The sequence below is a fragment of the Actinomadura meyerae genome, from assembly GCF_900188445.1.
GTDB lineage: Bacteria > Actinomycetota > Actinomycetes > Streptosporangiales > Streptosporangiaceae > Spirillospora > Spirillospora meyerae.
Genome location: NZ_FZOR01000019.1, coordinates 77,873 through 100,906, shown reverse-complemented (window position 1 = coordinate 100,906; position 23,034 = coordinate 77,873). Strand labels below are relative to the sequence as shown.

Genomic DNA, 23,034 nt, shown 5'->3' with positions numbered 1-23,034 from the left:
CCCGCCCGTCCGCATGCCGCGCCGTCCGCACCTCGCCCCCGCACTCGCGCCGCCTGCACGTCGCCCGTGCGAACGCCGCCCGTCCGCGTGTCGCGCCGTCCGCACGTCGTCCATCCGGCACGTCGCCGCTCACACGTCGCCCCTCACCACGTCGCCCCACCCGCGCGTCGCACCGCCTGCACGTCGCCCCACCCGCGCGTCGCACCGCCTGCACCTCGCGCCGCCTGCACGTCGCCCCACCCGCACGTCGCCAATCTGCCCGTCGAGCGGCCCTGCCTGAAGGCGTCACCCGCTAGTGCCGCCGCCCCCCCGGCAGCCTTAGAAGAGCCGAAGGCTTCGCCCTCACGGGCGCGCTCCTCGCGTCAAGCCGCCGACAACGAGGGGCCGCGATCGAACGGCGTCCGGGCATCAGCCTCGCGCGGCCAGGAGTTCCAGTCCCGCTCCTGACAGGTCCGGAAGGGCCGCCGCCTCGCGTCCCGCGAGCAAGAGGACGATGGCTTTGATCGGACCGGACACCTCCGGCCCACCGGCTCCACGCGCCCATCGTGCGTCGGTGGCCGCGACGCGCAGGCCGCGGAGGCGCTTCTTGGCGCCGAAGCCGAAGGGCGCGGGGATCTGCCAGATGCGGTCGGCCGCCACCAACGCCGGCTCCACCGGCATGGCGAAGTCGCGTCCGAGTGGAGCGAAGATGTCCTGCGCGTGGACGAGGATGTCCAGCAGGGGTTCCTTGGTCGTCGTCCCGGGCACCCGCCGCCGGAGTGCGGCGCCCTTTCGCACGTCCGCGATCAGCTCATCGATCGGCCGGGCGGCTCGCTCGATGGCCGTCTCGCGGATCATCCCGTGGAAGTCGCCGCGCGCACGCGCGAGCTCGCGCAGCGCCGTGCCGAACGTGATCTCCGCTCCCAGCCCGACGTGGGCGACGACGTCGCGCACCCGCCACCCCTCGCACAGCGAGGGCCGCTCCCACTCGTCCGGCTGAAGCTCGGTCAGGGCGTCCGCGACCGCCGAGCGCTGTTCCCCGATATGCCGCCACATCTCTTCGCGATCCAACCGAGCCTCCCAGGGCCGAACTTCGCGAGACGTGCTCTCCGCCGGAACCTATGGGCCGCCTTCCCAGAGGTCCAGCCCCACACACGCCAAGACCCCCTGAGCCATTCCCCGCCGAGCGCCACCGCGGCCCGCGCACCAGCACTGGGTGGCCCACCGCCGAACGCAGCGACGCCGCCGCCAGCGCGTCGGCCTACGCCCCCGGGAAGCGCGGGTCCGGCCTACGAGATCAGGGGATCCGCCTCCGGTGCCACATTGTTTCCCGTGAAACATCGGCCACGGCGCCCCGGCCACCCTCCCCGCCCCATGACATAACAAGCTCGGAGTCCCACGGACATGCGCCGCCCTGGGCACGCGTCACCACCCGCCAGCCTCCCTTCCGCGACCCCGCCGTCCGGAGGGGGCGTGGTGGGGTCGCGTTCGGAGGTGGTGGCGGGTGGATGTTTCACGGGAAACATCGGGGGAGCGGGCGCACAAGAAAGCGCCCCGGAGGCGGGTGGCTGTCCGGGGCGCGCGGTGGGGGGTGACGGTCAGGTGCCGCTCAGGCCGTCTTCCTCGGGGGCCATCGACTTGATGATGCGGTCGAGGTCTTCGAGGGTGGCGAACTCGACGACGATCTTGCCCTTGTTGCGGCCCATGTCGACGCGGACCTTCGTCTCGTAGCGGTCCGAGAGGCGGTCGGCCAGCTCCCGGAGGCCGGGGGCGACCGGCTTCTTGCGGCGGCCCTGGCGCGGCGCCTTCGGCTCGTCGTCGACCTCGCGGAGCGCGATCATCTCCTCCAGGGCGCGGACGGAGAGGCCCTCCTGGACGATCCGCTGCGCCAGGTGCTCCTGGGCCTCGACGCTGTCGAGGGAGAGCAGGGCGCGGGCGTGGCCGGCGGACAGGACGCCCGCCGCGACCCGGCGCTGGACGGCGGGCGGCAGGTTCAGCAGCCGCAGCGTGTTGGTGATGTGCGGGCGCGACCGGCCGATGCGGGTGGCGAGCTGCTCGTGGGTGGCGCCGAAGTCCTGCAGCAGCTGCTGGTAGGCGGCGGCCTCCTCCAGCGGGTTGAGCTGCTGGCGGTGCAGGTTCTCCATGAGCGCGTCACGGAGCAGGTCGTTGTCGCCGGTGTCGCGGACGATCGCCGGGATGACGTCCAGCCCGGCCATCTTGGACGCCCGCCACCGGCGCTCGCCCATGATCAGTTCGTAGTCGAACTCGTCCGACGGGGACTTGCGGACGACGATCGGCTGGAGCAGCCCCACGATGCCGATCGACTCGGCCAGCTCCTGCAGCGCCTGCTCGTCGAAGTGCTCGCGCGGCTGCCGCGGGTTGACCGTGATGGAGCCGACCGGCAGCTCCGCGAAGTGCGCGCCGGCGACCGGCTCCAGCCCGGGGGGCGTGGCGCCGTTCGCCGCGGCGGGGCCGCCGCCGGGGAAGCCGGGCTCGCCCGCGCTCCCCGGTTCGTCCGGCGTCGGCGGGGGCGGGGCGGTGGGGATGAGGGCGCCGAGCCCCTTGCCCAGACCGCGTCGCTGCTGGCTCACTGGACGGCCCCCGCGTGGGCCATCTCCGAGGCGGCCTCGCTGTAGGCGAGCGCACCGCTGGAACCGGGGTCGTAGGTCATGACGGACTGCCCGTAGCTCGGGGCCTCCGACACGCGGACGCTGCGGGGGATCACCGTGTTGAGGACGACGTCGCCGAAGTGGTTCCGCACGTCCTCGGCCACCTGCGCGGCGAGCCGCGTCCGGGCGTCGTACATCGTGAGCAGGATCGTGGACACCTTCAGTTTCTGGTTGAGGTGCGCCTTGACGAGGTCGACGGTGCGGATCAGCTGCCCGAGGCCCTCCAGCGCGTAGTACTCGCACTGGATCGGGATGAGCAGCTCGTCGCCGCCGACGAGCGCGTTCACGGTGAGCAGGCCGAGCGACGGCGGGCAGTCGATCAGCACGTAGTCGAACTTCTCGGTGTCGTAGGCGTCCAGCGCCCGCCGCAGCCGCGACTCGCGGGCCACCTTGGAGACGAGCTCGATCTCGGCGCCCGCGAGGTTGAGGGTGGCGGGCGCGCAGTACAGGTTCGGGATCTCCGGCGCCGGGACGATGATGTCCGCCAGCGCCATGTCCTCGATCAGCACGTCGTAGATCGACGGGACCTCCGCGTGGTGGTCGACGCCGAGGGCGGTGGACGCGTTGCCCTGCGGGTCGAGGTCCACCACGAGCACCTGCGCGCCGTGCATGGCGAGGGACGCGGCGAGGTTCACCGAGCTGGTGGTCTTGCCCACGCCGCCCTTCTGGTTGGCGATGGTGATCACGCGGCACTTGGCCGGCCGCGGCCACTCGCGTTCCCTGCGGCCCGACATCGCCTTCAGTGCCGTGACCGCTGTTTCATGTGAAACCTTGGCGTCCTTGAGCGCCTCGCGCACGAGTTCTGACTCCCCCTGGTTCGGTCCGCTGCGCGGCTCCGGCGGGCGTGCGCCGGTGTTCGTCGGTACGTATCCGACGTTCTCCGCGGTACCGGACGTCGTGCTACCCCACATCGCGTGCCCCGAGGGCGTGGTCCCCGGGGCGGTCCCCTGGCCGGATCCCGGCTCCGTCCGCGGGGCCGGGACTCCCTGCGTCCCACCGGCCGGCGGCTGGGCCCCCTCGCCCAGGCCGGACGGCTGCTCGTCGGGGGATTCGTCGGCGCGGTCAGGCCGGCCCAGTCCTGGTCCCGTGCTCATGAAGACCTCTTCCTCGACCCTCTGGCACGCCGCGGCGCGCGCTGTCGTCGCCCGACAACCTCTCCTCGGCCGGCGACCACACGGACGAGTGTTGTCGGCGGGTCGACCATACCGCGCCCCACTTGGAGCAGTTCCGCCGAGCGCGCCCCGAGCCGCTTCAGGACGGGTTCGGCCTCGTCCAATTCCGCTCGGGCCCGTTCCCCCTTGAGCGCCAGGAGCTCCCCGTCCGGCCGCAGCAGGGGGAGGGCCCATTTCGCGAGGCGTTCGAGGGGGGCGACGGCTCGCGCGGTGGCCACGTCGACCGCGAACTCCGTCACCACCTCCTCGGCCCTGGCCCGGCGCACCTCGACGTTCGGCAGGTCGAGCAGCCGGACGCACTCCTCGAGGAAGGTGGTGCGGCGCAGCAGCGGCTCCAGCAGCGTGATCCGCAGATCGGGCCGGACGATCGCGAGGACGATCCCGGGCAGCCCCGCGCCGGAACCGATGTCCACGACGTGCGCGTCCGCCGGGACGGCCTCGGACACCACCGCGCAGTTGATCAGGTGGCGTTCCCACAGGCGGTCGACCTCGCGCGGCCCGATGAGCCCGCGCTCGACCCCCGCGTCGGCGAGAAACGCCGCATAACGCTCCGCGACCGGCAGCGCGTCCCCGAAAACCTCACGTCCAATGCCCATCAGACGAATCGTTCCACAAAACCGGGCGGCGGCGTACACGCGAAACGTGCCGGTGGGCGGTCCGGGCGGACGGTTGCACGACCCTTGCGTTATGGCAAGAACCACATGACCCCGCCGCATATTCGGGGAGTGCCGGGTAGAGGTGCCCTGTCGCCCGTCCGTCCCCCCGGAAGGAGCTCCGACACATGGGAATCGGAGTCAGTCTCGCATTCATCGCGATAGGCGCGATCCTCGCGTTCGCGCTGCGCGTCGACCTCAGCGGCGTCGACATCCACCTGGTCGGCTGGATCCTGATCCTGGTGGGGCTCATCAGCATGGGCTTCACCCTCAAGTACACGCGCCCCCGGCGGGCCGCCGGCCGGGTCGTCGGCGCCGACCCCGCCTACGGCGACGAGCCCGGCACCATCGTCCGCGAGGAGCACATCATCGAGGACCCCGCACCCGCGGGGCGTCCCGCCGAGCGAGTCGAACGTGTGATCGAACATCCGGCGGACGAGGGCGTGACCCACGGCCACGTCGCCCAGGACCCCGCCTACGCCCAGGATCCCGCGTACGCCCAGGACCCGGCGGCGGAGAACAACCCCGCCGTCGTGGACGCGGGCGACCGCGTCCCGCCGCAGCGCCGCAGGTGGCGCCGCACCGCCCGCCGCTGACTCCTGCCGGAGGCGTGACGGGCGGGGAACGCGGGCCGGGCATGCGGGTCCGGACATGCGAACGACCCCGTGCCGGGAGGCATCGGGGCCGTTCGGAGAACCTGATCAGGCGGGGTAGACCACGACGTAGCGGTCGGGCTCCTCGCCCTCGGACTCGCTGCGGAGGCCGGCGGCGGCGACCGCGTCGTGCACGATCTTGCGCTCGAACGGGGTCATCGGGGCGAGCGGCTTCGGCTCGCCCGCCTGCTTGACCTCGTCCGCGACATCCGTGCCGAGCTTGGTGAGCTCCGCGCGGCGGCGCTCGCGGTAGCCGCCGATGTCGAGCATGAGGCGGGTGCGGTTGCCGGTCTGGCGGTGCACGGCCAGCCGGGTCAGCTCCTGCAGCGCCTCCAGGACCTCGCCGCGCTTGCCGACCAGCTCGTCCAGCGAGGCACCGACGACGGCGACGATCGCGCGCTCGCCCTCGACGTCCATGTCGATGTCGCCGTCGTAGTCACCGATGTCCAGCAGGCCCTCGATGTAGTCGGCGGCGATCTCGCCTTCCTGTTCGAGCGCCTGCACGTCGACCTCGGTGGTGTCGGTCTGGCTCAACGGGGACTCCTTCTCCGGCACGTGCTCGGGGTTCAAACTAGCGCTTCTGGGTGCCGCTGCGCTTGCTGCGCGGCTTGCGGGTCGGCTGGTTGCGCACGACCTTCGGCTTCTCCTCGGGTTCGGGATCGGCCTCCGGCTCCTTCTTCAGCCTCGCCTTGGCCTTCGCGCCGGACGGCGACTGGCCGTTCTTGGTCGCGGCCGCCCGCGAACCGGCGGTCTTCGAGCCGGCCGTCCGCGTACCCGTCTTGGTGCCGGTCTTCGCGCCCGTCTTGGTACCGGTCTTCGAACCGGTCTTGGCGGTGCCGTTGTCGGCCGCGGCCGACCCGTCGGTGCTGGGCGGCGGGTACTTCTTGTAGATGTAGTGCTGCTGCGCGAGCGTCCAGCTGTTGGACGTGACCCAGTACATGAGGACGCCCAGGGGGAAGCCGAGGCCGAAGAGGCCGAACAGCGGCGCCAGGAAGACCATCATCTTCTGCGCCTGCATCATCGGGTTGGCCTCGTCGGTGACGGGCTGCCGCTTCATGCTGGCGCGGACGGTGAAGAACGTCGTGCAGGAGCTGATCACCACGGCGATGCCGGTGACGATGATCGCGGTCCAGCTCTTGGGGTCGGCGCCCCACGCGTTCAGGAAGGTGTCCGGGATGTGCGCGCCGAAGATGTTGGCGTTCTGCGCGCTCGCCACCAGGTCGGACGAGACCGCGAAGACGCTCTCGCCGGGCTTGGCGTCGGAGATCCGCTTCAGGGTCTGGAACAGCCCGATGAAGATCGGCATCTGCACCAGGAGCGGCAGGCAGCCCGACAGCGGGTTGGCGCCGTTCTCCTGGTAGAGCTTCATGACCTCCTGGTTGAGGCGCTGCTTGTCGTTCTTGTACTTCTTGCGAAGCGCCTGGACCTTCGGGTTCAGCTCCTGCATCTTCCGCGAAGCGTGGATCTGCTTCACGAAGAGGGGGACGAGTATGAGCCGCAGCAGGACGGTGAGCAGGATGATCGAACCGCCCCACGCCCATCCACTGTCCTTGGGGACGACCGTGCTGAGCCCCGTGTGAATCCACACGATGAGCTGAGAGACGATCTCGTACAACCAATCAAGCACCGGGCAGCTCCTTGGGCTCTGCTAGGGCGTGGCCGCTCTCCTCGCGGCCGGAGTCTGAGGAGGCCGCCGTGGAGCGCTGCTGGGGGGTCGTCCCCCCAGATTCCCCGGAGAAGACGGACGGTCCCTGAGTGAACGCGTCCCGTGACTCCCCGGATTCCCCGCCCCCGGACATACCGGAGGGGGTTTCGGACGTCTTCTTTGGCGGCACCGGGTCGTAACCCCCGGGGTTGAAGGGATGGCACCGCCCGATCCGGCGGGCCGTCAGCCACGTGCCGCGCAGCGCCCCGTGAACCTGGAGGGCCTCCAGGCCGTACGCACTGCACGAGGGATGGAATCGGCACTGCTGCCCGAGCAGGGGACTCAAGAAGCGGCGGTAGGCGCGGACGAGAAGGATCAGCACGCGCGCGACGGGGCCCGGACGGGCCTCCTCGTGCTGCGCGGGGGACGCGGCCCCCTGCCGACTCCTCATCTTCGCCCCTTGGACGCGGGCCGCAGCAGCCGGTCGAGCGCCGACTCCAGATCCGCGGCCAGTTCGTCTGGACGCGCCGTTCCCGCGCGGGGGTTGGCGCGCACTACGAGCAGGCTACCCGCTGGAAGCCGGTCGAGGTGCGGACGCATGAGGTGGCGCAGGCGCCGCCGCACCGCGTTGCGGACGACGGCGTTGCCGACGGTGCGCGCCACGATGAATCCGACCAGCGGCGGAGTCCCCGGCGCCGGTTCCTCGTCCGGGCGAAGCAGGTGAACCACGACAGTTGGCCGTCCGGCGCGGCGACCGCGCCGGACGGCCAACGTGAAGTCGTCCCGCCGCCGCATCCGGTTACCGGACGGCAGCACAGTGCAGGTGGCTCAGACCGCGATGCGGGCGCGGCCCTTGCCCCGCCGGCTGGACAGGATCGCGCGGCCGGCGCGCGTGCGCATCCGCAGCCGGAAGCCGTGCTTCTTGTGGCGACGACGGTTGTTCGGCTGGAAAGTACGCTTGCTCACTTGAGGCTCCAGTGCTGCGGTTCGTTCGGCTACGGGTCTTGAGTCTCGCTCATTCGCGTCGAGGGCCGCGTCCGGTCCCCCGCAGCGGGGGCCCACCCGGACTCGCCTGAAGGGCTGCTGCCGGCGGGCACGCGGCATCTCCGTCGATGCGACTCGACCTCAGCACGTTACGGGCTCTCCTGGTGCGCGGTCAAACGGAGCACTCCTCCGAGCCCCTTTCTTTCCCACAGATGGCGCTGTTCAGCGTGTCCCCTGTGGACAGAACCGCGAAGTCAGGGGCGGCTGTGGACGGGGCCGGTTCGTGTTGCGGGTGGGGACGGCACCGGTTAAGGTCGTCTGGGCGAGCCGACGCTCCTTCGACTTCGACGGATTCGACGATCTGATGTCGGTGCTCTGCCCCTCAAGTCCCCGTTCGAGAACCGCCCCGCTACCGGTCACGCGATGGCCGGACCCTTCCCGCCCCCGTCTCCGAAGACCCCGTCCCGTGGGTTTTGCACAGGGTGCCGCATGCCTATGCACAGCATGTGGACAACTCTGTGGACAACTCGTGAGAGAGTAAGTCTTCCGCGTCGCGGCCGTGCCCTGAGAGGCGAGCCGTAACCCGTGGGAGAGCCGGGCAGTCAGCTACTCCGTACGGCGGAGTCGGTGGAGGGGGGACCTTGCGCATGGACGGTCAGGATCTCGGATCGGTCTGGGCCCGCACCCTCACCGCGCTTTCCGAGAGCGACTTGTCTCCGAGCTATCGCGCATGGCTGCCGATGGTCCGCCCGCTGGCGCTCGTCGAGGGGACGGCGCTCCTCGCCGCACCGAACGAGTTCGCCAAGGACGCGCTGGAGACGCGCCTCCGGAACCTCATCACGCAGGCACTTTCCCATGAGCTGGGCAGGGAGATCCGCGTCGCGGTGACCGTCCAGCCGGAGCCGCCGGGAGGGTCGTCCACAGGCTCGGCGCCGGGCCCAGGCGGCCGTTCCGGGGAACCGCTTTCGGCACCCGTCCCCGGGCCCGGCTCAGGGCTCGGCGGCATGCACGAGCCGCCTTCTTCTTATGGCGAGCCGTACGGTGAACGGCAGCACGATGACCGTGACCGGGACCGCCCTTACGACGACCAGTCCTACGGTGACTCGTCCTACGGGGAGCGGTCCGACCGCCAGGGCTACCGACCCCAGTCGGGAGTTACCCACGGCCTCGGTCCGCCCGGAGGTTATCCACAGGCTGCGGATGACGACCGTGGTACTTATCCACCTGCCTCGCGTCCACCGTCCTATGGGGCCGGCCCAGGCGGCCCGGGTTCCGGGGGGCGCGACCCTTATGCCGAAGGGCGTAACTTCCCCGGCTACGGCGCGCAGGAAGGGTTCGGCGGGCAAGAAGGCTTCGGTGGTGGCGAGTCTCCGGGGCGTCCGCCGCACTCCCATCTGAACGACCGCACACTCGGCCCATTGCGGGGGCGGTCGGAACAACGCCTTCCTGAGGAGCTCCGCCAGGAGCAGCGTCGCCCAGAGCAGCAGGGGCACGAGCCCAAGCACGGTGCGAGCGAGGCGCCGCTGGGCCACACGGACGACTTCGGCGGCGGCGAATCGTCGTCGTTCACCGGTGGTGAGCAGCAGTACCGGGGCGAGGAGCCCTACCGCGGCGAGTCCCCTTACCGGGGTGAGAGCGGCTTCCGTGATGACGAGGGGCCCGTCCCCAGGGGCGCCGCTCCGCCGCAGAGTGCCGGTGGGTCCGGTGCAGGGGCCGCCTCGGGTCCGGTGGCGTCCGAGCACGCACGCCTGAACCCGAAGTACACGTTCGAGACGTTCGTCATCGGCTCGTCCAACCGGTTCGCGCACGCGGCGGCGGTCGCGGTGGCCGAGCAGCCGGCCAAGGCGTACAACCCGCTGTTCGTGTACGGCGACTCCGGCCTCGGCAAGACGCACCTCCTCCACGCGATCGGCCACTACGCGCAGAGCCTCTTCAATGGGGCCCGCGTGCGGTATGTGAGCTCCGAGGAGTTCACGAACGACTTCATCAACTCGATCCGCGACGGCAAGGCCGACGGGTTCCGCCGCCGCTACCGGGATGTGGACATCCTCCTCGTCGACGACATCCAGTTCCTTGAGGGCAAGGAGCAGACGCAGGAGGAGTTCTTCCACACCTTCAACACCCTGCACAACGCCAGCAAGCAGATCGTGATCTCCAGCGACCGCCCGCCCAAGGAGCTGGTGACGCTGGAGGACCGGCTCCGCAACCGGTTCGAGTGGGGCCTGACGACCGATGTCCAGCCGCCCGAGCTGGAGACGCGGATCGCGATCCTGCAGAAGAAGGCCCGCCAGGAGGGCCTCGCCGCGCCGCCGGACGTGCTGGAGTTCATCGCCTCGCAGATCGCGACGAACATCCGCGAGCTGGAGGGCGCGCTGATCAGGGTGACGGCGTTCGCGAGCCTGAACCGCCAGTCGGTGGACATGAAGCTCGCCGAGATCGTGCTCAAGGACCTCATCCCGAACGACTCCGGCCCGGAGATCACGGCGGCGATGATCATGGCGCAGACGGTCGAGTACTTCGGCACCACGATCGAGGACCTGTGCGGCCCGTCCCGCTCCCGGATGCTCGTCACCGCCCGGCAGATCGCGATGTACCTGTGCCGGGAGCTGACCGATCTGTCCCTTCCCAAGATCGGTCAGCAGTTCGGCGGCCGCGACCACACCACGGTCATGCACGCCGAACGCAAGATCCGCTCCCTGATGGCCGAGCGCCGTGCCATATACAACCAGGTCACGGAGCTGACCGGGCGCATCAAGCACCAGGCTCGCAAGCGCTGACGCGCACCGTCGTACACACTGTGGACAGACCCTCGCCGGCCCTGTGGACGAGTCGCCTCCCGGCCGTCCACACCCTGGTGAAGGCAAAGAACCGACAAAATGCACGCTTCCCCAGAGAACCGAAGCGGCTACTCACAGGTTGTGGAAAACCCTGGGGATTTTCGTGGATAACCCGGTGGACGACCACTGGAAAAGCTGAGGATGAGGAGTGGACGGATGTGGATTCGCCGCGCACCCGCGCCACCGTCCTGGGGAAAACCGGTGGACGACCTGGGGACGGCCTGGGGACGAGGCTGTGGGCCGAACCCGTGATCACCGGGTCGTCGTACACAGGCCGCCGAAACGGCACTCATACCCGTGGAGAACTCGTGGAAAACCGGGGGATGACTTGAGGATGACGTGTGGGGACAGATTCGCCGTCCCCAGGCCGTCCCGCGCCGTCCACCGCCCATGCACAGCGCCGGTGGACAAAGAAACGTGGTCTGACCTGCGAAAACTCGAGTTGTCCACACTATCCACCGCCCCTATTACTGGTACTGCACTACTTCTCTATCCAAGGAAAGATCCATCTCAAGTCAGGGCCTGGGGACAACCTGCCGCGAGCGCCCCGGCCAGGCCCGAGTCACCTCACCCTTGTCCGACACCCGCAGGAGGCTGGTCCCGTTGAAGTTCCGCATCGACAGAGATGCCCTCGCCGACGCCGTCGCCTGGACAGCGCGCACCCTGCCCGTCCGGCCCCCGGTGCCCGTCCTCGCGGGCATGCACCTCGTCGCCGGCGGTGAGGGCAACGACGACCGGCTGACGCTGTCGGCGTTCGACTACGAGGTCTCCGCCCAGGTGTCCACGGAGATCGACGTGGAGGAGGCGGGGACGGCCCTGGTGTCGGGGCGCCTCCTCGCGGAGATCTCGCGCAGCCTTCCTCCCCACCCTGTGGAGGTGACGACGGACGGCGCGAAGGTGATGCTCCGCTGCGGCAGCGCGAAGTTCACACTCCTCACCATGCCTGTGGAGGACTACCCCACGCTGCCGGAGATGCCGCCCGCCGCGGGCTCGGTGGGCAGCGACGAGTTCGCCGCCGCCGTCTCCCAGGTCGCGATCGCCGCGGGCAAGGACGACACGATCCCGATGCTGACCGGCGTCCGGGTGGAGATCGAGGGCGAGACGGTCACGCTGGCGTCCACCGACCGCTACCGGCTGGCCGTCCGGGAGCTGCACTGGAAGCCGGAGCGCCCCGACTTCTCCGCCGTCGCGCTCGTCCCGGCGCGGACGCTCGCCGACACCGCCAAGTCGCTGACCGCCGGCGCCGAGGTGTCGATCGCGCTCGGCGGGACGGGCGGCACCGGCGAGGGAATGATCGGTTTCGCGGGCGGCGGCCGCCGCACCACGTCCCGCCTGCTGGACGGCGACTTCGTCAAGTACCGCTCGCTGCTGCCGAGCGAGTACGCGGGGCTCGCCGAGATCCAGACCGCGCCGTTCATCGAGGCGGTCAAGCGCGTCTCCCTGGTCGCCGAGCGCAACACGCCCGTGCGGCTGTCCTTCAGCCAGGGCGAGGTCGTCCTGGAGGCGGGGACGGGGGACGAGGCGCAGGCCGTGGAGGCCCTTGAGGCGTCCCTGGAGGGCGAGGACATCGACATCGCCTTCAACCCCGCGTTCCTGCTGGACGGGCTCTCAGCGATCGGCTCGGACGTGGCGCGGCTGTCGTTCACGACGCCGACCAAGCCGGCCGTCCTCACCGGGAAGCCCCCGCAGGATGGAGAGAACCCGAATTACCGTTACCTGATCATGCCGGTCCGGCTGTCCGGATAAGGACTGTGCCCTGGGGCATGCCCCGGGGCACGCCGGGGACGACCCGCGGGGGAGCCGCCCGGACGGTCGCGCACGCGCGTGTCGCGCACGCGTGCGCGCGGTAAGGCAGCGGTAAGGCACAGGCAGTTACGCACAGGGTTACGCACAGGGGAGTGAGCTTCATGGAGCTTGGGATCATCGGCCTGGGCAAGATGGGCGGCAACATGGCCGAGCGGCTGCGCCGCGGCGGCCACACGGTCATCGGTTACGACCATGACCCGCAGGTGAGCGATGTCGCTTCGCTCCAGGAGCTGGTCGACCGGCTGTCCCCGCCGCGTGCGGTGTGGGTGATGGTGCCCGCAGGGAAGCCCACCGAGGAGACCATCCACAGCCTGGGGGAGCACCTGCAGCCGGGTGACCTCGTTGTCGACGGCGGCAATTCACACTATGTGGACGACCAGAAGCACGGTGAGGCACTCGCCGCCAAGGGCATCGGCTTCGTCGACTGCGGTGTGAGCGGCGGTGTGTGGGGGCTGGAGAACGGCTACGCGCTCATGGTCGGCGGCGACGAGGACAACGTGAAGCGCCTGATGCCCGTCTTCGAGACGCTGAAGCCGGAGGGGGAGTACGGCTTCGTCCACTCCGGTGAGATCGGTGCGGGCCACTACGTGAAGATGGTCCACAACGGCATCGAGTACGCGATGATGCAGGCGTTCGGCGAGGGCTACGAGCTGATCGAGGCGAGCCCCATCGTCACCCGGGTGCCGGAGACGTTCCTCAGCTGGCAGGAGGGCACGGTCATCCGCTCCTGGCTGCTCGACCTGCTGAACCGCGCGCTCGCCGGCGACCCCGAGCTGGACGACCTGCGCGGCTACGCCAACGACTCGGGCGAGGGCCGCTGGACGGTGCAGGCGGCGGTCGAGCACGCCGTGCCGCTGCCCGCCATCACCGCCTCGCTGTTCGCCCGGTTCGCGTCCCGCCAGGACGACTCCCCCGCGATGCGCGTCGTCGCCGCCCTCCGCAACCAGTTCGGCGGCCACGCCGTGGAGAGCGCGAAGGGAGCGGACTCCCCCGGCGCCGACGTCGACCCGCCGACGGTCTGACGGTCCCGCCCGCGAAGTTATCCACAGGATGTGGTTTCCGGGACGCCAGCCCCGCCGCGCCCGGAGGATGACGGGGTGATGGCCGTGGGGCATGGGCAAGGCGGTGAAGGCTCTACTCTCGTGTCTCGTGCACGTCGCCCACCTTTCGCTGCAGGACTTCCGCTCGTATCCGGCCGCCGAGGTCGCGCTCGAGCCGGGAGTCACGGCGTTCGTGGGGCCGAACGGGCAGGGCAAGACGAACCTGGTCGAGGCCATCGGCTACGTCGCCTCGCACAGCAGCCACCGGGCCGCGACGGACGCGCCGCTCGTCCGGCACGGGGCGCCGCGCGCGATCGTCCGGGCCGGGCTGGTGAAGGACGACCGCAAGGCGCTGATCGAGCTCGAGATCAACCCGGGCAAGGCGAACCGGGCGCGGCTGAACCGGTCCCCCGTCCCCAGGCCGCGCGAGATCCTGGGGATGCTGCGGACGGTGCTGTTCGCCCCCGAGGACCTCGCGCTCGTCAAGGGCGATCCGGGGGAGCGGCGCCGGTTCATGGACGAGCTGCTCACCGCGCGGGCCCCGCGGTTCGCCGGGGTGAGGTCCGACTACGACCGCGTCCTCAAGCAGCGCAACGCCCTGCTGAGGTCGGCGGCCGCGCACAGGCGCTCCCCCGGCCCCGAGGTGCTCGCGACCCTCGACGTCTGGGATTCGCATCTCGCCCGCACCGGCTCCGAGCTGCTGTCCGCCCGGCTGCACCTCGTGGACGCCCTCCGCCCGCTGGTGGCGCGCGCCTACGCGGCCCTCGCGCCGCACAGCGGCGCGGCCGATCTGATCTACAAGAGCTCGCTGGGCGACGGCGAGTTGTCCACAGACCGTGGACAACTCGCGGAGCAGCTGATGAAGGCGGTGGCCGAGTCGCGCAAGCAGGAGCTGGAGCGCGGCGTGAGCCTCGTCGGCCCGCACCGGGACGAGCTCGTCCTGCGCCTGGGCGAGCTGCCGGCGCGCGGCTACGCCAGCCACGGCGAGTCGTGGTCGTTCGCGCTGGGGCTGCGGCTCGCCGCCTTCGACCTGCTGCGCGCGGACGGCGACGACCCCGTCCTCATCCTGGACGACGTGTTCGCCGAGCTGGACTCGGGCCGCCGCAGCCGCCTCGCCGAGATGGTCGCGCCGGCCGAGCAGGTCCTCATCACGGCCGCCGTCCCCGCGGACGTCCCGGCCGAACTGACAGGGGGCTCGTATACCGTCTCCGACGGCCAGGTCATCCGGGAGTGACCATGCCGCCCGAACAGACCGCGTGGCCCGAGCAGACCGCGTGGCCCGAGCAGACCAGGCCGCCGGAACGGACCATGCCGCCCGAGCCGCCCGGGTCGGCGCCCGCCGCCCCGCGGCGATCTCCACAGGCGGGCCGGCGGGCGGTGGAGAAGTCCCCGGAGCGCTACCGGAAGGGGCGAGCGTGTGAGTGACGATCCACAGGATGTGCACAAGTCCCCCGAGAACAACACGTCCCCCGAGAACGGGGCCGCGGACGAGGGCGCCCCGGCCAAGTCGGGGATCGAGCTGGCGCGGGAGGCCCTCGCCCAGGCCAAGGCGGACGCGCTGAAGCGCGGGACGCTCCCCGGCCACCAGAACGGCAGGCGCAAGGGCGGCGGGCGCGTCGTCCGCGTCCGGGACCCGGGGCGCGGCGGCGACCCCAAGCCGTTCGGCGCGGCCATCCGCGACCTGCTGGCGTCCCGCGGCTGGGAGCAGCGCGCGGCCGTCGGCGGCGTCTTCGGCAACTGGGCGGGCATCGTCGGCGCCGAGCTCGCCGAGCACACCCGGCCCGAGCACTTCGAGGACGGCGTGCTGACCGTCGCCGCCGACTCGACGACGTGGGCGACCCAGCTGCGGCTGCTGTCCTCGACGCTCGTCCGGCGGCTGAACGAGGAACTGGGGCACGGCACCGTCCGGCGGGTGAAGGTCGTCGGCCCCTCCTCGGGGCCGCGCCGCACCGGCGCCTGGCGAGTCCGCTGAAACACCCCGCCGCGCCCACCCCGCCGTTGCCCGCACGGCTGCGCCCGCCCGGCCGTGCCCGTCGGTGACTTTCCCGTGACTTGTGGTCACGGTGACGGGTCTTCCGGGAGGTCCGGAGGCGTGGCGGACGCGGTTACGGAGTGTCGGTGGCGGGTGGGAACATCTGTTCGGGATGCGGGGCGTCCAGTTCAGCGGCCAGCGCCACGTAGACCAGAGAACCCCCCGGGACCTATGGGGGGATGTAGCTCCAGGGCCGATCGGCCGCCACACGCGCACACAGCGCTCGTGAGTGCCACTTTTTACCGCGCCAGCCGGTAGAATGAATTCGGTTCAGGATGCTGCGCCGCCATGGGCCGCCCGGGGCTCTGACCAACACGAACAGAGCACGCCCGGGTGCCCTCATGTGTGTTACGGGGCACACCGCGCCTCCCTCGGGCGCGGAGCGGCGGACATCCCCGGCAGGAGGATCTCCTTTGGCGTACGACGCTAGTTCGATCACTGTCCTTGAGGGGCTTGAGGCGGTTCGCAAGCGCCCCGGCATGTACATCGGCTCGACCGGTGAGCGAGGTCTGCACCACCTCGTCTACGAGATCGTGGACAACGGGGTCGACGAGGCCCTCGCCGGCTATGCCGACGACATCGTCGTGACGCTGAGGGCCGACGGCGGCGTGAGCGTGGACGACAACGGCCGCGGCATCCCCGTCGGCGAGCACCCGGTGGAGAAACGTCCGGCGATCGAGCTGGTGTTCACCACGCTGCACGCGGGCGGCAAGTTCGACGGCAAGTCCTACGCGGTCTCCGGCGGCCTGCACGGCGTCGGCTCGTCCGTGGTCAACGCGCTGTCCACCCGGCTGGAGGCCGAGGTCCGCCGCAACGGCCACGTGTGGCGGCAGGCGTACACCTGGCGCGGGCCCGAGGCCGAGCTGCAGAAGGGTGAGGAGACCGACAAGACCGGCACCCTCATCACCTTCTGGCCGGACCCGGAGATCTTCGAGACCACCGAGTGGAACTTCGAGACCCTCTCCCGCCGCATGCAGGAGATGGCGTTCCTCAACCGCGGCCTGGCCATCACGCTGCGGGACGAGCGGCCCGACCACTCCAACGGCGAGCCGCACGTCGTCCGGTACCACTACGAGGGCGGCGTCGAGGACTTCGTCCGCTACATCAACGCCCGCAAGGACTCCGCGCACGAGTCGGTCGTCTACTTCAGCGACGAGACCGAGGGCATGTCGGTCGAGATCGCCATGCAGTGGAACTCGTCCTACGCCGAGTCGGTGCACACCTTCGCCAACACGATCAACACGGCGGAGGGCGGCACGCACGAGGAGGGCTTCCGGGCGGCGCTCACCACGATCGTCAACCGGTACGCCCGCGACAAGGGCCTGCTGCGCGAGAAGGACGACAACCTGACCGGCGAGGACGTCCGCGAGGGCCTCACCGCGATCATCTCGATCAAGCTGGCCGACCCGCAGTTCGAGGGGCAGACCAAGACCAAGCTCGGCAACACCGAGGCCAAGTCGTTCGTCCAGCGGGCGTGCAACGAGCACCTGCGCGACTGGTTCGAGGAGAACCCGGGCGAGGCCAAGGAGATCGTCAACAAGGCTTCGCAGGCGGCGCGCGCGCGGGTCGCGGCGCGGCAGGCGCGCGACCTGACCCGCCGCAAGAGCCTGCTGGAGACGACGTCGCTGCCCGGCAAGCTGTCGGACTGCCAGTCCACGGACCCGGCCAAGTCCGAGCTGTACATCGTCGAGGGCGACTCGGCGGGCGGCTCGGCCAAGGGCGGCCGCAACCCGCACTTCCAGGCCATCCTGCCGATCCGCGGCAAGATCCTGAACGTGGAGAAGGCCAGGATCGACAAGATCCTGAAGAACAACGAGGTGCAGGCGATCATCACGGCGCTCGGCACCGGCGTCCATGACGAGTTCGACATCACCAAGCTGCGCTACCACAAGATCATCCTGATGTCGGACGCCGACGTGGACGGCCACCACATCAACACGCTGCTGATGACGCTGCTGTTCCGGTTCATGAAGCCGCTGATCGAGGCCGGCCACGTGTACCTGTCGCAGCCGCCGCTCTACAAGATCAAGTGGGACGCGCGCGGCACCGAGGCCGACTACGCCTTCTCCGACGCCGAGCGCGACGCGATCATCGAGGCCGGGATCGCCGCCGGCAAGCGCGACCCGCGCCCCCGCGACCAGGTGCAGCGCTTCAAGGGCCTCGGCGAGATGAACGCCAACGAGCTGTGGGACACCACGATGGACCCCGACAACCGGGTCCTGCTGCAGGTCCAGCTGGACGACGCCGCCCAGGCGGACGAGCTGTTCAGCGTGCTCATGGGCGAGGAGGTCGAGCCCCGCCGGGAGTTCATCCAGCGCAACGCCAAGGACGTGCGCTTCCTCGACATCTGAGGTACCGCCCGCCCGCACCGGGCCCGCGCCCGGCCGCACCCGACCGCGGCTCCCGTGACTCCCACCGGTCCGGATCCCGCAGGCGGACGTACTTCCTTCCCATCGAGCAGAAGAGGTCTTCAGAGTGACGGACGTGACCACAGAGGGCGGCCACCCCGGCGAACGGATCGAGCCGGTCGACATCCAGGTCGAGATGCAGAAGAGCTATCTCGACTACGCGATGTCGGTCATCGTCGCGCGCGCGCTGCCGGAGGTACGGGACGGTCTCAAGCCCGTCCACCGCCGCGTCCTGTACGCGATGTACGACGGCGGCTACCGGCCCGACCGCGGCTACTTCAAGTGCGCGCGCGTCGTCGGCGACGTCATGGGGAACTACCACCCGCACGGCGACTCCGCCATCTACGACGCGCTCGTCCGGCTGGCGCAGCCCTGGTCGATGCGGTACCCGCTGGTCGACGGCAACGGCAACTTCGGCTCGCGCGGCAACGACCCTGCCGCGGCCATGCGGTACACCGAGTGCCGCATGGCGCCCCTGGCGATGGAGCTCCTGCGCGACATCGACAAGGAGACCGTCGACTTCTCCCCGAACTACGACGGCCGCTCCCAGGAGCCGGACGTCCTGCCGTCCCGGTACCCGAACCTGCTGGTCAACGGGTCCGCCGGCATCGCGGTGGGGATGGCGACCAACATCCCGCCGCACAACCTGCGCGAGGTCGCCGACGGCGTCCGCTGGTACCTGGACAACTACGGCGCGTCCGACGACGAGCTGCTCGAGGCGCTGATCGAGCGGATCAAGGGCCCCGACTTCCCCACCGCCGGCCTCATCGTCGGCCGCAAGGGCATCGAGGAGGCGTACCGCACCGGCCGCGGCTCCATCACCATGCGGGCCGTCGTCGAGGTCGAGGAGATCCAGGGCCGCACCTGCCTCGTCGTCACCGAACTCCCCTACCAGGTCAACCCGGACAACCTCGCCCTGAAGATTGCCGACCTGGTGAAGGACGGCAAGCTGGACGGCATCGCGGACGTCCGCGACGAGACCTCCGGCCGCACCGGGCAGCGGCTCGTCATCGTCCTCAAGCGGGACGCCGTCGCCAAGGTCGTCCTGAACAACCTGTACAAGCACACCCAGCTGCAGGAGACGTTCGGCGCGAACATGCTCGCCCTGGTCGACGGCGTGCCGCGCACGCTGCGCATCGACCAGTTCGTCCGGCACTGGGTCGCGCACCAGATCGACGTCATCGTCCGCCGCACCCGGTTCCTGCTCCGCAAGGCCGAGGAGCGCGCCCACATCCTGCGCGCCCTGCTGAAGGCGCTCGACCGGATCGACGAGGTCATCGCCCTCATCCGCCGCTCGCCGTCGGCGTCGGAGGCGCAGCAGGGCCTGATGAACCTGCTGGAGATCGACGAGATCCAGGCGCAGGCCATCCTCGACATGCAGCTGCGCAAGCTCGCCGCCCTGGAGCGCCAGCAGATCACCGACGAGTACGACAAGCTCATGGCGGAGATCGCCGACTACAACGACATCCTGGCCTCGCCCGAGCGGCAGCGGCAGATCGTCGGCGACGAGCTCGCCCCGATCGTGGAGAAGTTCGGCGACGACCGGCGCACCGAGATCGTCCCGTTCGACGGGGACGTCTCCTACGAGGACCTCATCGCCGAAGAGGACGTCGTCGTCACGATCACCCGCGGCGGCTACGCCAAGCGCACCCGCACCGACCAGTACCGGGCGCAGCGGCGCGGCGGCAAGGGCGTCCGCGGCGCCCAGCTGAAGCAGGACGACATCGTCGACCAGTTCTTCGTCACCTCGACGCACAACTGGATCCTGTTCTTCACCAACAAGGGCCGCGTCTACCGCGCCAAGGCCTACGAGCTGCCCGACTCGGGCCGCGACTCGCGCGGCCAGCACGTCGCGAACCTGCTGGCCTTCCAGCCGGACGAGCACATCGCCCAGGTCATGGACCTGCGCGACTACGACGTCGCGCCCTACCTGGTGATCGGCACGAAGCGCGGCCGGGTCAAGAAGACCGCCCTGCGCGACTTCGACTCGCCCCGCACCGGCGGCATCATCGCCATCAACCTGGTCGAGGACGACGAGGTCATCGCCGCGCGGCTGGTGTCGTCGGAGGACAACCTGCTGATGGTCTCGACCGGCGCGCAGGCGATCCGGTTCCGCGCCGACGACGAGTCGCTCCGCCCGATGGGGCGCGCGACGTCCGGCGTCATCGGCATGCGGTTCGAGGAGGACCAGGAGGTCCTCAACATGCTCGTCGTCCGGAACGGCTCCGACGACGTCCTGGTGGCGACCGAGGGCGGCTACGCGAAGCGGACTCCGGTCGACCAATACCCCCTGCAGGGACGCGGAGGTAAGGGCGTCCTCACCGCTAAGATCGTGGAAGCGCGGGGCATGTTGGTAGGGGCGCTGATGGTCGGCCCCGACGACGAGGTGTTCGCGATGACGTCCAACGGCGGCGTCATCCGCACCACCGCCGCCGAGATTAAGCAGTCCGGCAGGCAGACCATGGGCGTCCGCCTGATGAACCTCGCGGACGGGGACAGCGTCGTGGCGATCGCGAGGAACGTGGAGTCCATCGAGGACGCCGACGACGCCGAAGGGGGCGACGGTGAGTGACGTATCCTGCATCGTCACCGAGCCGCTAGGCCAGGAGGACACGTGAGCACCGAGCCCGGCAAGAACAAGGGCGGGTCAGGCCCGGACGCGGACGGCGCCGGCGGCGAGCCGGCCGCCGAGTCCGGGCCGGGCACGGCCGGCGGGAAGAAGCCGGCGCGGAGCATCGCCGCGGCCGCCAAGTCCGGGCGGGACGAGACGACCGTCGACATCGACCGCGACACGTCCGAGAGCGGTTCGGGCGCGGACACCACCAGGATCGACCTCGCGAAGATCGAGGAGAAGGACGCCGAGACGCCCGAGATCGCCCCGGTCAAGGACACCGCGGACGCCCCGGAGCCGAAGCCGTCGTCTTCGTCGTCCTCTCGCTCCTCCTCCTCGTCCTCGTCGTCCTCCTCCGGCTCGACGGGCTGGGCCAAGCCCGCCGAGCCGTCCGGTTCGGTCTCCGCAGGACGTACGGAACCCGCCGGCAAGCCGTTCAACTCCGGCCCCGCGGCCGCCGGGCCCGCGGCGTCCAAGCCGGCGGCCTCCGGCCCCGCCGCGTCCGGCCCGGCCGCGTCCGGCCCGGCCGCGTCCGCCTCCCGCGGATCCGGCCGAGGCGGTTTCGCCGGCACCGTCCTGAAGGACCGCCCCGCCAAGTCAGCCGCGGCCTCCACCGCCGTCGCGCCGGCGAACTCCGCCAAGCCCGCCACCGGCAAGCCGGCCCGCAAGGCCCAGCTCCAGCTCGCCCGGCTCGAACCGTGGTCGGTGATGAAGTTCAGCTTCGTCATGTCGCTGGTCTGCTTCGTCGTCCTCCTCGTCGCCGTGATCGTCCTGTACACGATCCTGTCCGGCCTCGGGGTGTTCGACGCCATCAGCGACACGATCAACAGCCTCACCAAGGAGCAGGGCGAGACCACCGGCAGCGTCGACGCCGGCGGCTGGTTCTCCTTCTTCCGCGTCTTCGGCTACACCGTCCTCGTCGGCGCCCTCAACGTCATGCTCATCACCGCCCTCTCCACGGTCGGCTCCGTGATCTACAACCTCGCCGCCGACCTGGTCGGCGGCGTCGAGGTCACCCTCAAGGAGGCCGAGTAGCCCCACACCGCCGCCGCCCGGCAATCGATTTCCGGTTGTCCGCCCAGATGGGGTAACCTCTCGTTGCGCCGCCAGGGGCGGCGGCACACTCCGGGCCTATAGCTCAGTCGGTTAGAGCGCATCCCTGATAAGGATGAGGCCGGTGGTTCAAGTCCACCTAGGCCCACTTCGGAGTTGGGAGTGGCGTGGTCGGAGCCTGACGGCTCCTTCCCCGTCACTCCTTCGTCGTTTTTGCCTGGGGGCGACCCCCAGACCCCCGGTGTGGGGGCTCCGCCCCCACGCCCCCTGCCGGTTGCGCGTCGCCATCACGTGCCGCTCGATGCGTGGCTCGGCATGCCGGATGTGCATCCAAGGCGCATACGTGACTACGTGCGTGCCCGGTGCTGATAGTGGCGAAGGTGATCGTGGCGGGTGCCGGCCTCGGCGGAATGATCTTTATCCATAGGTGAGGGCGTGTTCTCCACAGGTTGTGGATAACTTGTCATGCCGGTTCTCTGCTCAGGACGAGGTCGAACTCGGCGTGCCGGAAGGGGGCATGGACGCCGGCGCGCTCAGCGGCCTTCTCGTCGTCCGAGCGGGCGAAGTCGACGATGAGGCTCTGCTTGACGGCGAAGACGGCGTCGGAGTCCAGATAGGGGCTGCCCGCGACGAAGATGTGCGTGGTCAATGGGGTGTGCCCGTCCGCCTTGACGATGAAGTGGATGTGGGCGGGGCGATAGGGATGCCTGCGCGCCGCGTTGAGGAGCCGGCCGACCGGGCCGTCCGTGGGGATCGGGTAATGGCTCGGCAGGACGGTGCGGAAACGGAAGCGGCCCTCGCTGTCGGTCCGGAAAAGCCCGCGGCCGTTCCCGGGCGGTTGCGAACCGGGCTGCTGGACGTCATAGAAGCCGTTCTCGTCGCACTGCCAGACGTCGACGACCGCGTCCGGAAGTGGTGTTCCGTCGGCGCTGAGGACGCGTCCGGACACCACGCACGGTTCGCCCTCGCCGACCAGGTCGATGCTGTCGCCCAGCGCGCGCGGCGGCGACTCGACCATGTGGAAAGGCCCCAGGACGGTGCTCTCCGTCCCGCCTTCGTGCTCGTTGAGGGTCTCCACGAGCATTGAGACGCCCAGCACGTCCGACAGCAGGACGAATTCCTGCCGGGTGTCGGTGCAGCTCTGCCCCACGGCGGTGAGGAACTCGATCGCCCGCTCCCACTCCTGGACGGACGGCCTGGTCTCGCGGACGAACGCGTGCAGGTGGCGGGCGAGCGCTTCGAGCAGTTCCCGGAGACGCGGGTCCGGGGTGTCGCGGAAACTGTTCTGGACGGCCTCCGTGGCTGTGTCCTCGTTGAAGTCCACGTTGCCTCCCAGGCACATTGTCCACAGTCTGTGGAAAACTCTCGCGGTTCATTCATCGGCGGGCCGGCGCTGGAATCCCATCATCCTCTGTCGCGTCCGCGCGTGTGCGGGTGACGCGGCGCCGACCCGGAAACGGTGGTAGTCAAGTTTGACTATCGTGGTGGCTCC

General features: G+C 70.2%; 18 protein-coding genes, 1 tRNA gene and 1 pseudogene. 10 read left to right on the top strand and 10 right to left on the bottom strand.

Annotated elements, in window-relative coordinates; translation table 11 throughout:
* Window positions 1-408 precede the first annotated feature (408 nt).
* From CHF16_RS20420 to rsmG, 4 genes are all read right to left on the bottom strand, one after another.
* Window positions 409-1,050, bottom strand: a complete 642-nt coding sequence (locus CHF16_RS20420) for a maleylpyruvate isomerase family mycothiol-dependent enzyme (RefSeq protein ID WP_089327672.1) — start codon at window positions 1,048-1,050, stop codon at window positions 409-411.
* Between the two features lie 527 nt (window positions 1,051-1,577).
* On the bottom strand, window positions 1,578-2,570 hold the full coding sequence (locus CHF16_RS20415) for a ParB/RepB/Spo0J family partition protein (RefSeq protein ID WP_089327671.1): 993 nt from the start codon (window positions 2,568-2,570) through the stop codon (window positions 1,578-1,580).
* The gene (locus CHF16_RS20410) at window positions 2,567-3,445 is read right to left on the bottom strand and encodes a ParA family protein (RefSeq protein ID WP_089327670.1); all 879 of its coding nucleotides are present in this window, start codon (window positions 3,443-3,445) and stop codon (window positions 2,567-2,569) included. The genes CHF16_RS20415 and CHF16_RS20410 overlap by 4 nt, the downstream gene beginning before the upstream one ends.
* Window positions 3,446-3,738: 293 nt before the next feature.
* Window positions 3,739-4,416, bottom strand: a complete 678-nt coding sequence (gene rsmG, locus CHF16_RS20405) for a 16S rRNA (guanine(527)-N(7))-methyltransferase RsmG (RefSeq protein ID WP_089327669.1) — start codon at window positions 4,414-4,416, stop codon at window positions 3,739-3,741.
* Between the two features lie 185 nt (window positions 4,417-4,601).
* Between rsmG and CHF16_RS20400 the strand changes: the two genes are divergently transcribed.
* Complete coding sequence (locus CHF16_RS20400; protein ID WP_089327668.1) at window positions 4,602-5,069, top strand: DUF6458 family protein; 468 nt, start codon at window positions 4,602-4,604, stop codon at window positions 5,067-5,069.
* A 105-nt stretch (window positions 5,070-5,174) separates the two neighbouring features.
* On the opposite strand, the gene CHF16_RS20395 is transcribed toward CHF16_RS20400, so the two are convergent.
* Genes CHF16_RS20395 through rpmH form a run of 5 tightly spaced genes read right to left on the bottom strand, consistent with a single transcriptional unit; the run spans window position 5,175 to window position 7,737 of the window.
* A complete protein-coding gene (locus CHF16_RS20395) occupies window positions 5,175-5,660 on the bottom strand; it encodes a Jag family protein (protein WP_089327667.1) in 486 nt (161 codons plus the stop codon).
* 37 nt (window positions 5,661-5,697) lie between these two features.
* Window positions 5,698-6,753, bottom strand: a complete 1,056-nt coding sequence (yidC, locus tag CHF16_RS20390; RefSeq protein ID WP_089327666.1) for a membrane protein insertase YidC — start codon at window positions 6,751-6,753, stop codon at window positions 5,698-5,700.
* Window positions 6,746-7,222: a membrane protein insertion efficiency factor YidD gene (gene yidD / locus CHF16_RS42200; RefSeq protein ID WP_425427500.1), complete on the bottom strand. Its 477-nt coding sequence runs from the start codon at window positions 7,220-7,222 to the stop codon at window positions 6,746-6,748. The genes yidC and yidD overlap by 8 nt, the downstream gene beginning before the upstream one ends.
* Entirely contained in the window at window positions 7,219-7,566 is a 348-nt protein-coding gene (gene rnpA, locus CHF16_RS20380; protein WP_245868876.1) for a ribonuclease P protein component, read from the bottom strand. Before rnpA ends, yidD begins: the two co-directional genes overlap by 4 nt.
* A 33-nt stretch (window positions 7,567-7,599) precedes the next feature.
* Window positions 7,600-7,737: a 50S ribosomal protein L34 gene (rpmH, locus tag CHF16_RS20375; protein ID WP_021592695.1), complete on the bottom strand. Its 138-nt coding sequence runs from the start codon at window positions 7,735-7,737 to the stop codon at window positions 7,600-7,602.
* Between the two features lie 665 nt (window positions 7,738-8,402).
* Here rpmH and dnaA point away from each other — a divergent pair.
* The 9 genes and pseudogenes from dnaA to CHF16_RS20330 all read left to right on the top strand — a co-directional run bounded on the left by dnaA (window position 8,403) and on the right by CHF16_RS20330 (window position 21,690).
* Window positions 8,403-10,532 (top strand): chromosomal replication initiator protein DnaA, encoded by a 2,130-nt coding sequence (gene dnaA, locus CHF16_RS20370; protein WP_089327664.1) that lies wholly within the window; start codon window positions 8,403-8,405, stop codon window positions 10,530-10,532.
* A gap of 663 nt (window positions 10,533-11,195) precedes the next feature.
* Window positions 11,196-12,338: a DNA polymerase III subunit beta gene (gene dnaN, locus CHF16_RS20365; protein WP_089327663.1), complete on the top strand. Its 1,143-nt coding sequence runs from the start codon at window positions 11,196-11,198 to the stop codon at window positions 12,336-12,338.
* 146 nt (window positions 12,339-12,484) lie between these two features.
* Window positions 12,485-13,420 (top strand): annotated as a pseudogene (gnd, locus tag CHF16_RS20360) (phosphogluconate dehydrogenase (NAD(+)-dependent, decarboxylating)); the annotation flags it as partial.
* Window positions 13,421-13,547: 127 nt separating this feature from the next.
* Window positions 13,548-14,672 (top strand): DNA replication/repair protein RecF, encoded by a 1,125-nt coding sequence (recF, locus tag CHF16_RS20355; protein WP_089327662.1) that lies wholly within the window; start codon window positions 13,548-13,550, stop codon window positions 14,670-14,672.
* A 183-nt stretch (window positions 14,673-14,855) separates the two neighbouring features.
* Entirely contained in the window at window positions 14,856-15,410 is a 555-nt protein-coding gene (locus CHF16_RS20350) for a DciA family protein (RefSeq protein WP_245868874.1), read from the top strand.
* A 473-nt stretch (window positions 15,411-15,883) separates the two neighbouring features.
* The gene (gene gyrB / locus CHF16_RS20345; protein WP_089327661.1) at window positions 15,884-17,821 is read left to right on the top strand and encodes a DNA topoisomerase (ATP-hydrolyzing) subunit B; all 1,938 of its coding nucleotides are present in this window, start codon (window positions 15,884-15,886) and stop codon (window positions 17,819-17,821) included.
* Window positions 17,822-17,945: 124 nt separating this feature from the next.
* Window positions 17,946-20,450 (top strand): DNA gyrase subunit A, encoded by a 2,505-nt coding sequence (gyrA, locus tag CHF16_RS20340; protein WP_089327660.1) that lies wholly within the window; start codon window positions 17,946-17,948, stop codon window positions 20,448-20,450.
* 42 nt (window positions 20,451-20,492) lie between these two features.
* Window positions 20,493-21,524, top strand: a complete 1,032-nt coding sequence (locus CHF16_RS41475) for a DUF3566 domain-containing protein (RefSeq protein WP_245868872.1) — start codon at window positions 20,493-20,495, stop codon at window positions 21,522-21,524.
* A gap of 92 nt (window positions 21,525-21,616) precedes the next feature.
* Window positions 21,617-21,690: transfer RNA gene (locus CHF16_RS20330), tRNA-Ile, on the top strand.
* Between the two features lie 315 nt (window positions 21,691-22,005).
* On the opposite strand, the gene CHF16_RS20325 is transcribed toward CHF16_RS20330, so the two are convergent.
* The gene (locus tag CHF16_RS20325; protein ID WP_089327715.1) at window positions 22,006-22,866 is read right to left on the bottom strand and encodes an intradiol ring-cleavage dioxygenase; all 861 of its coding nucleotides are present in this window, start codon (window positions 22,864-22,866) and stop codon (window positions 22,006-22,008) included.
* Window positions 22,867-23,034: the final 168 nt, after the last annotated feature.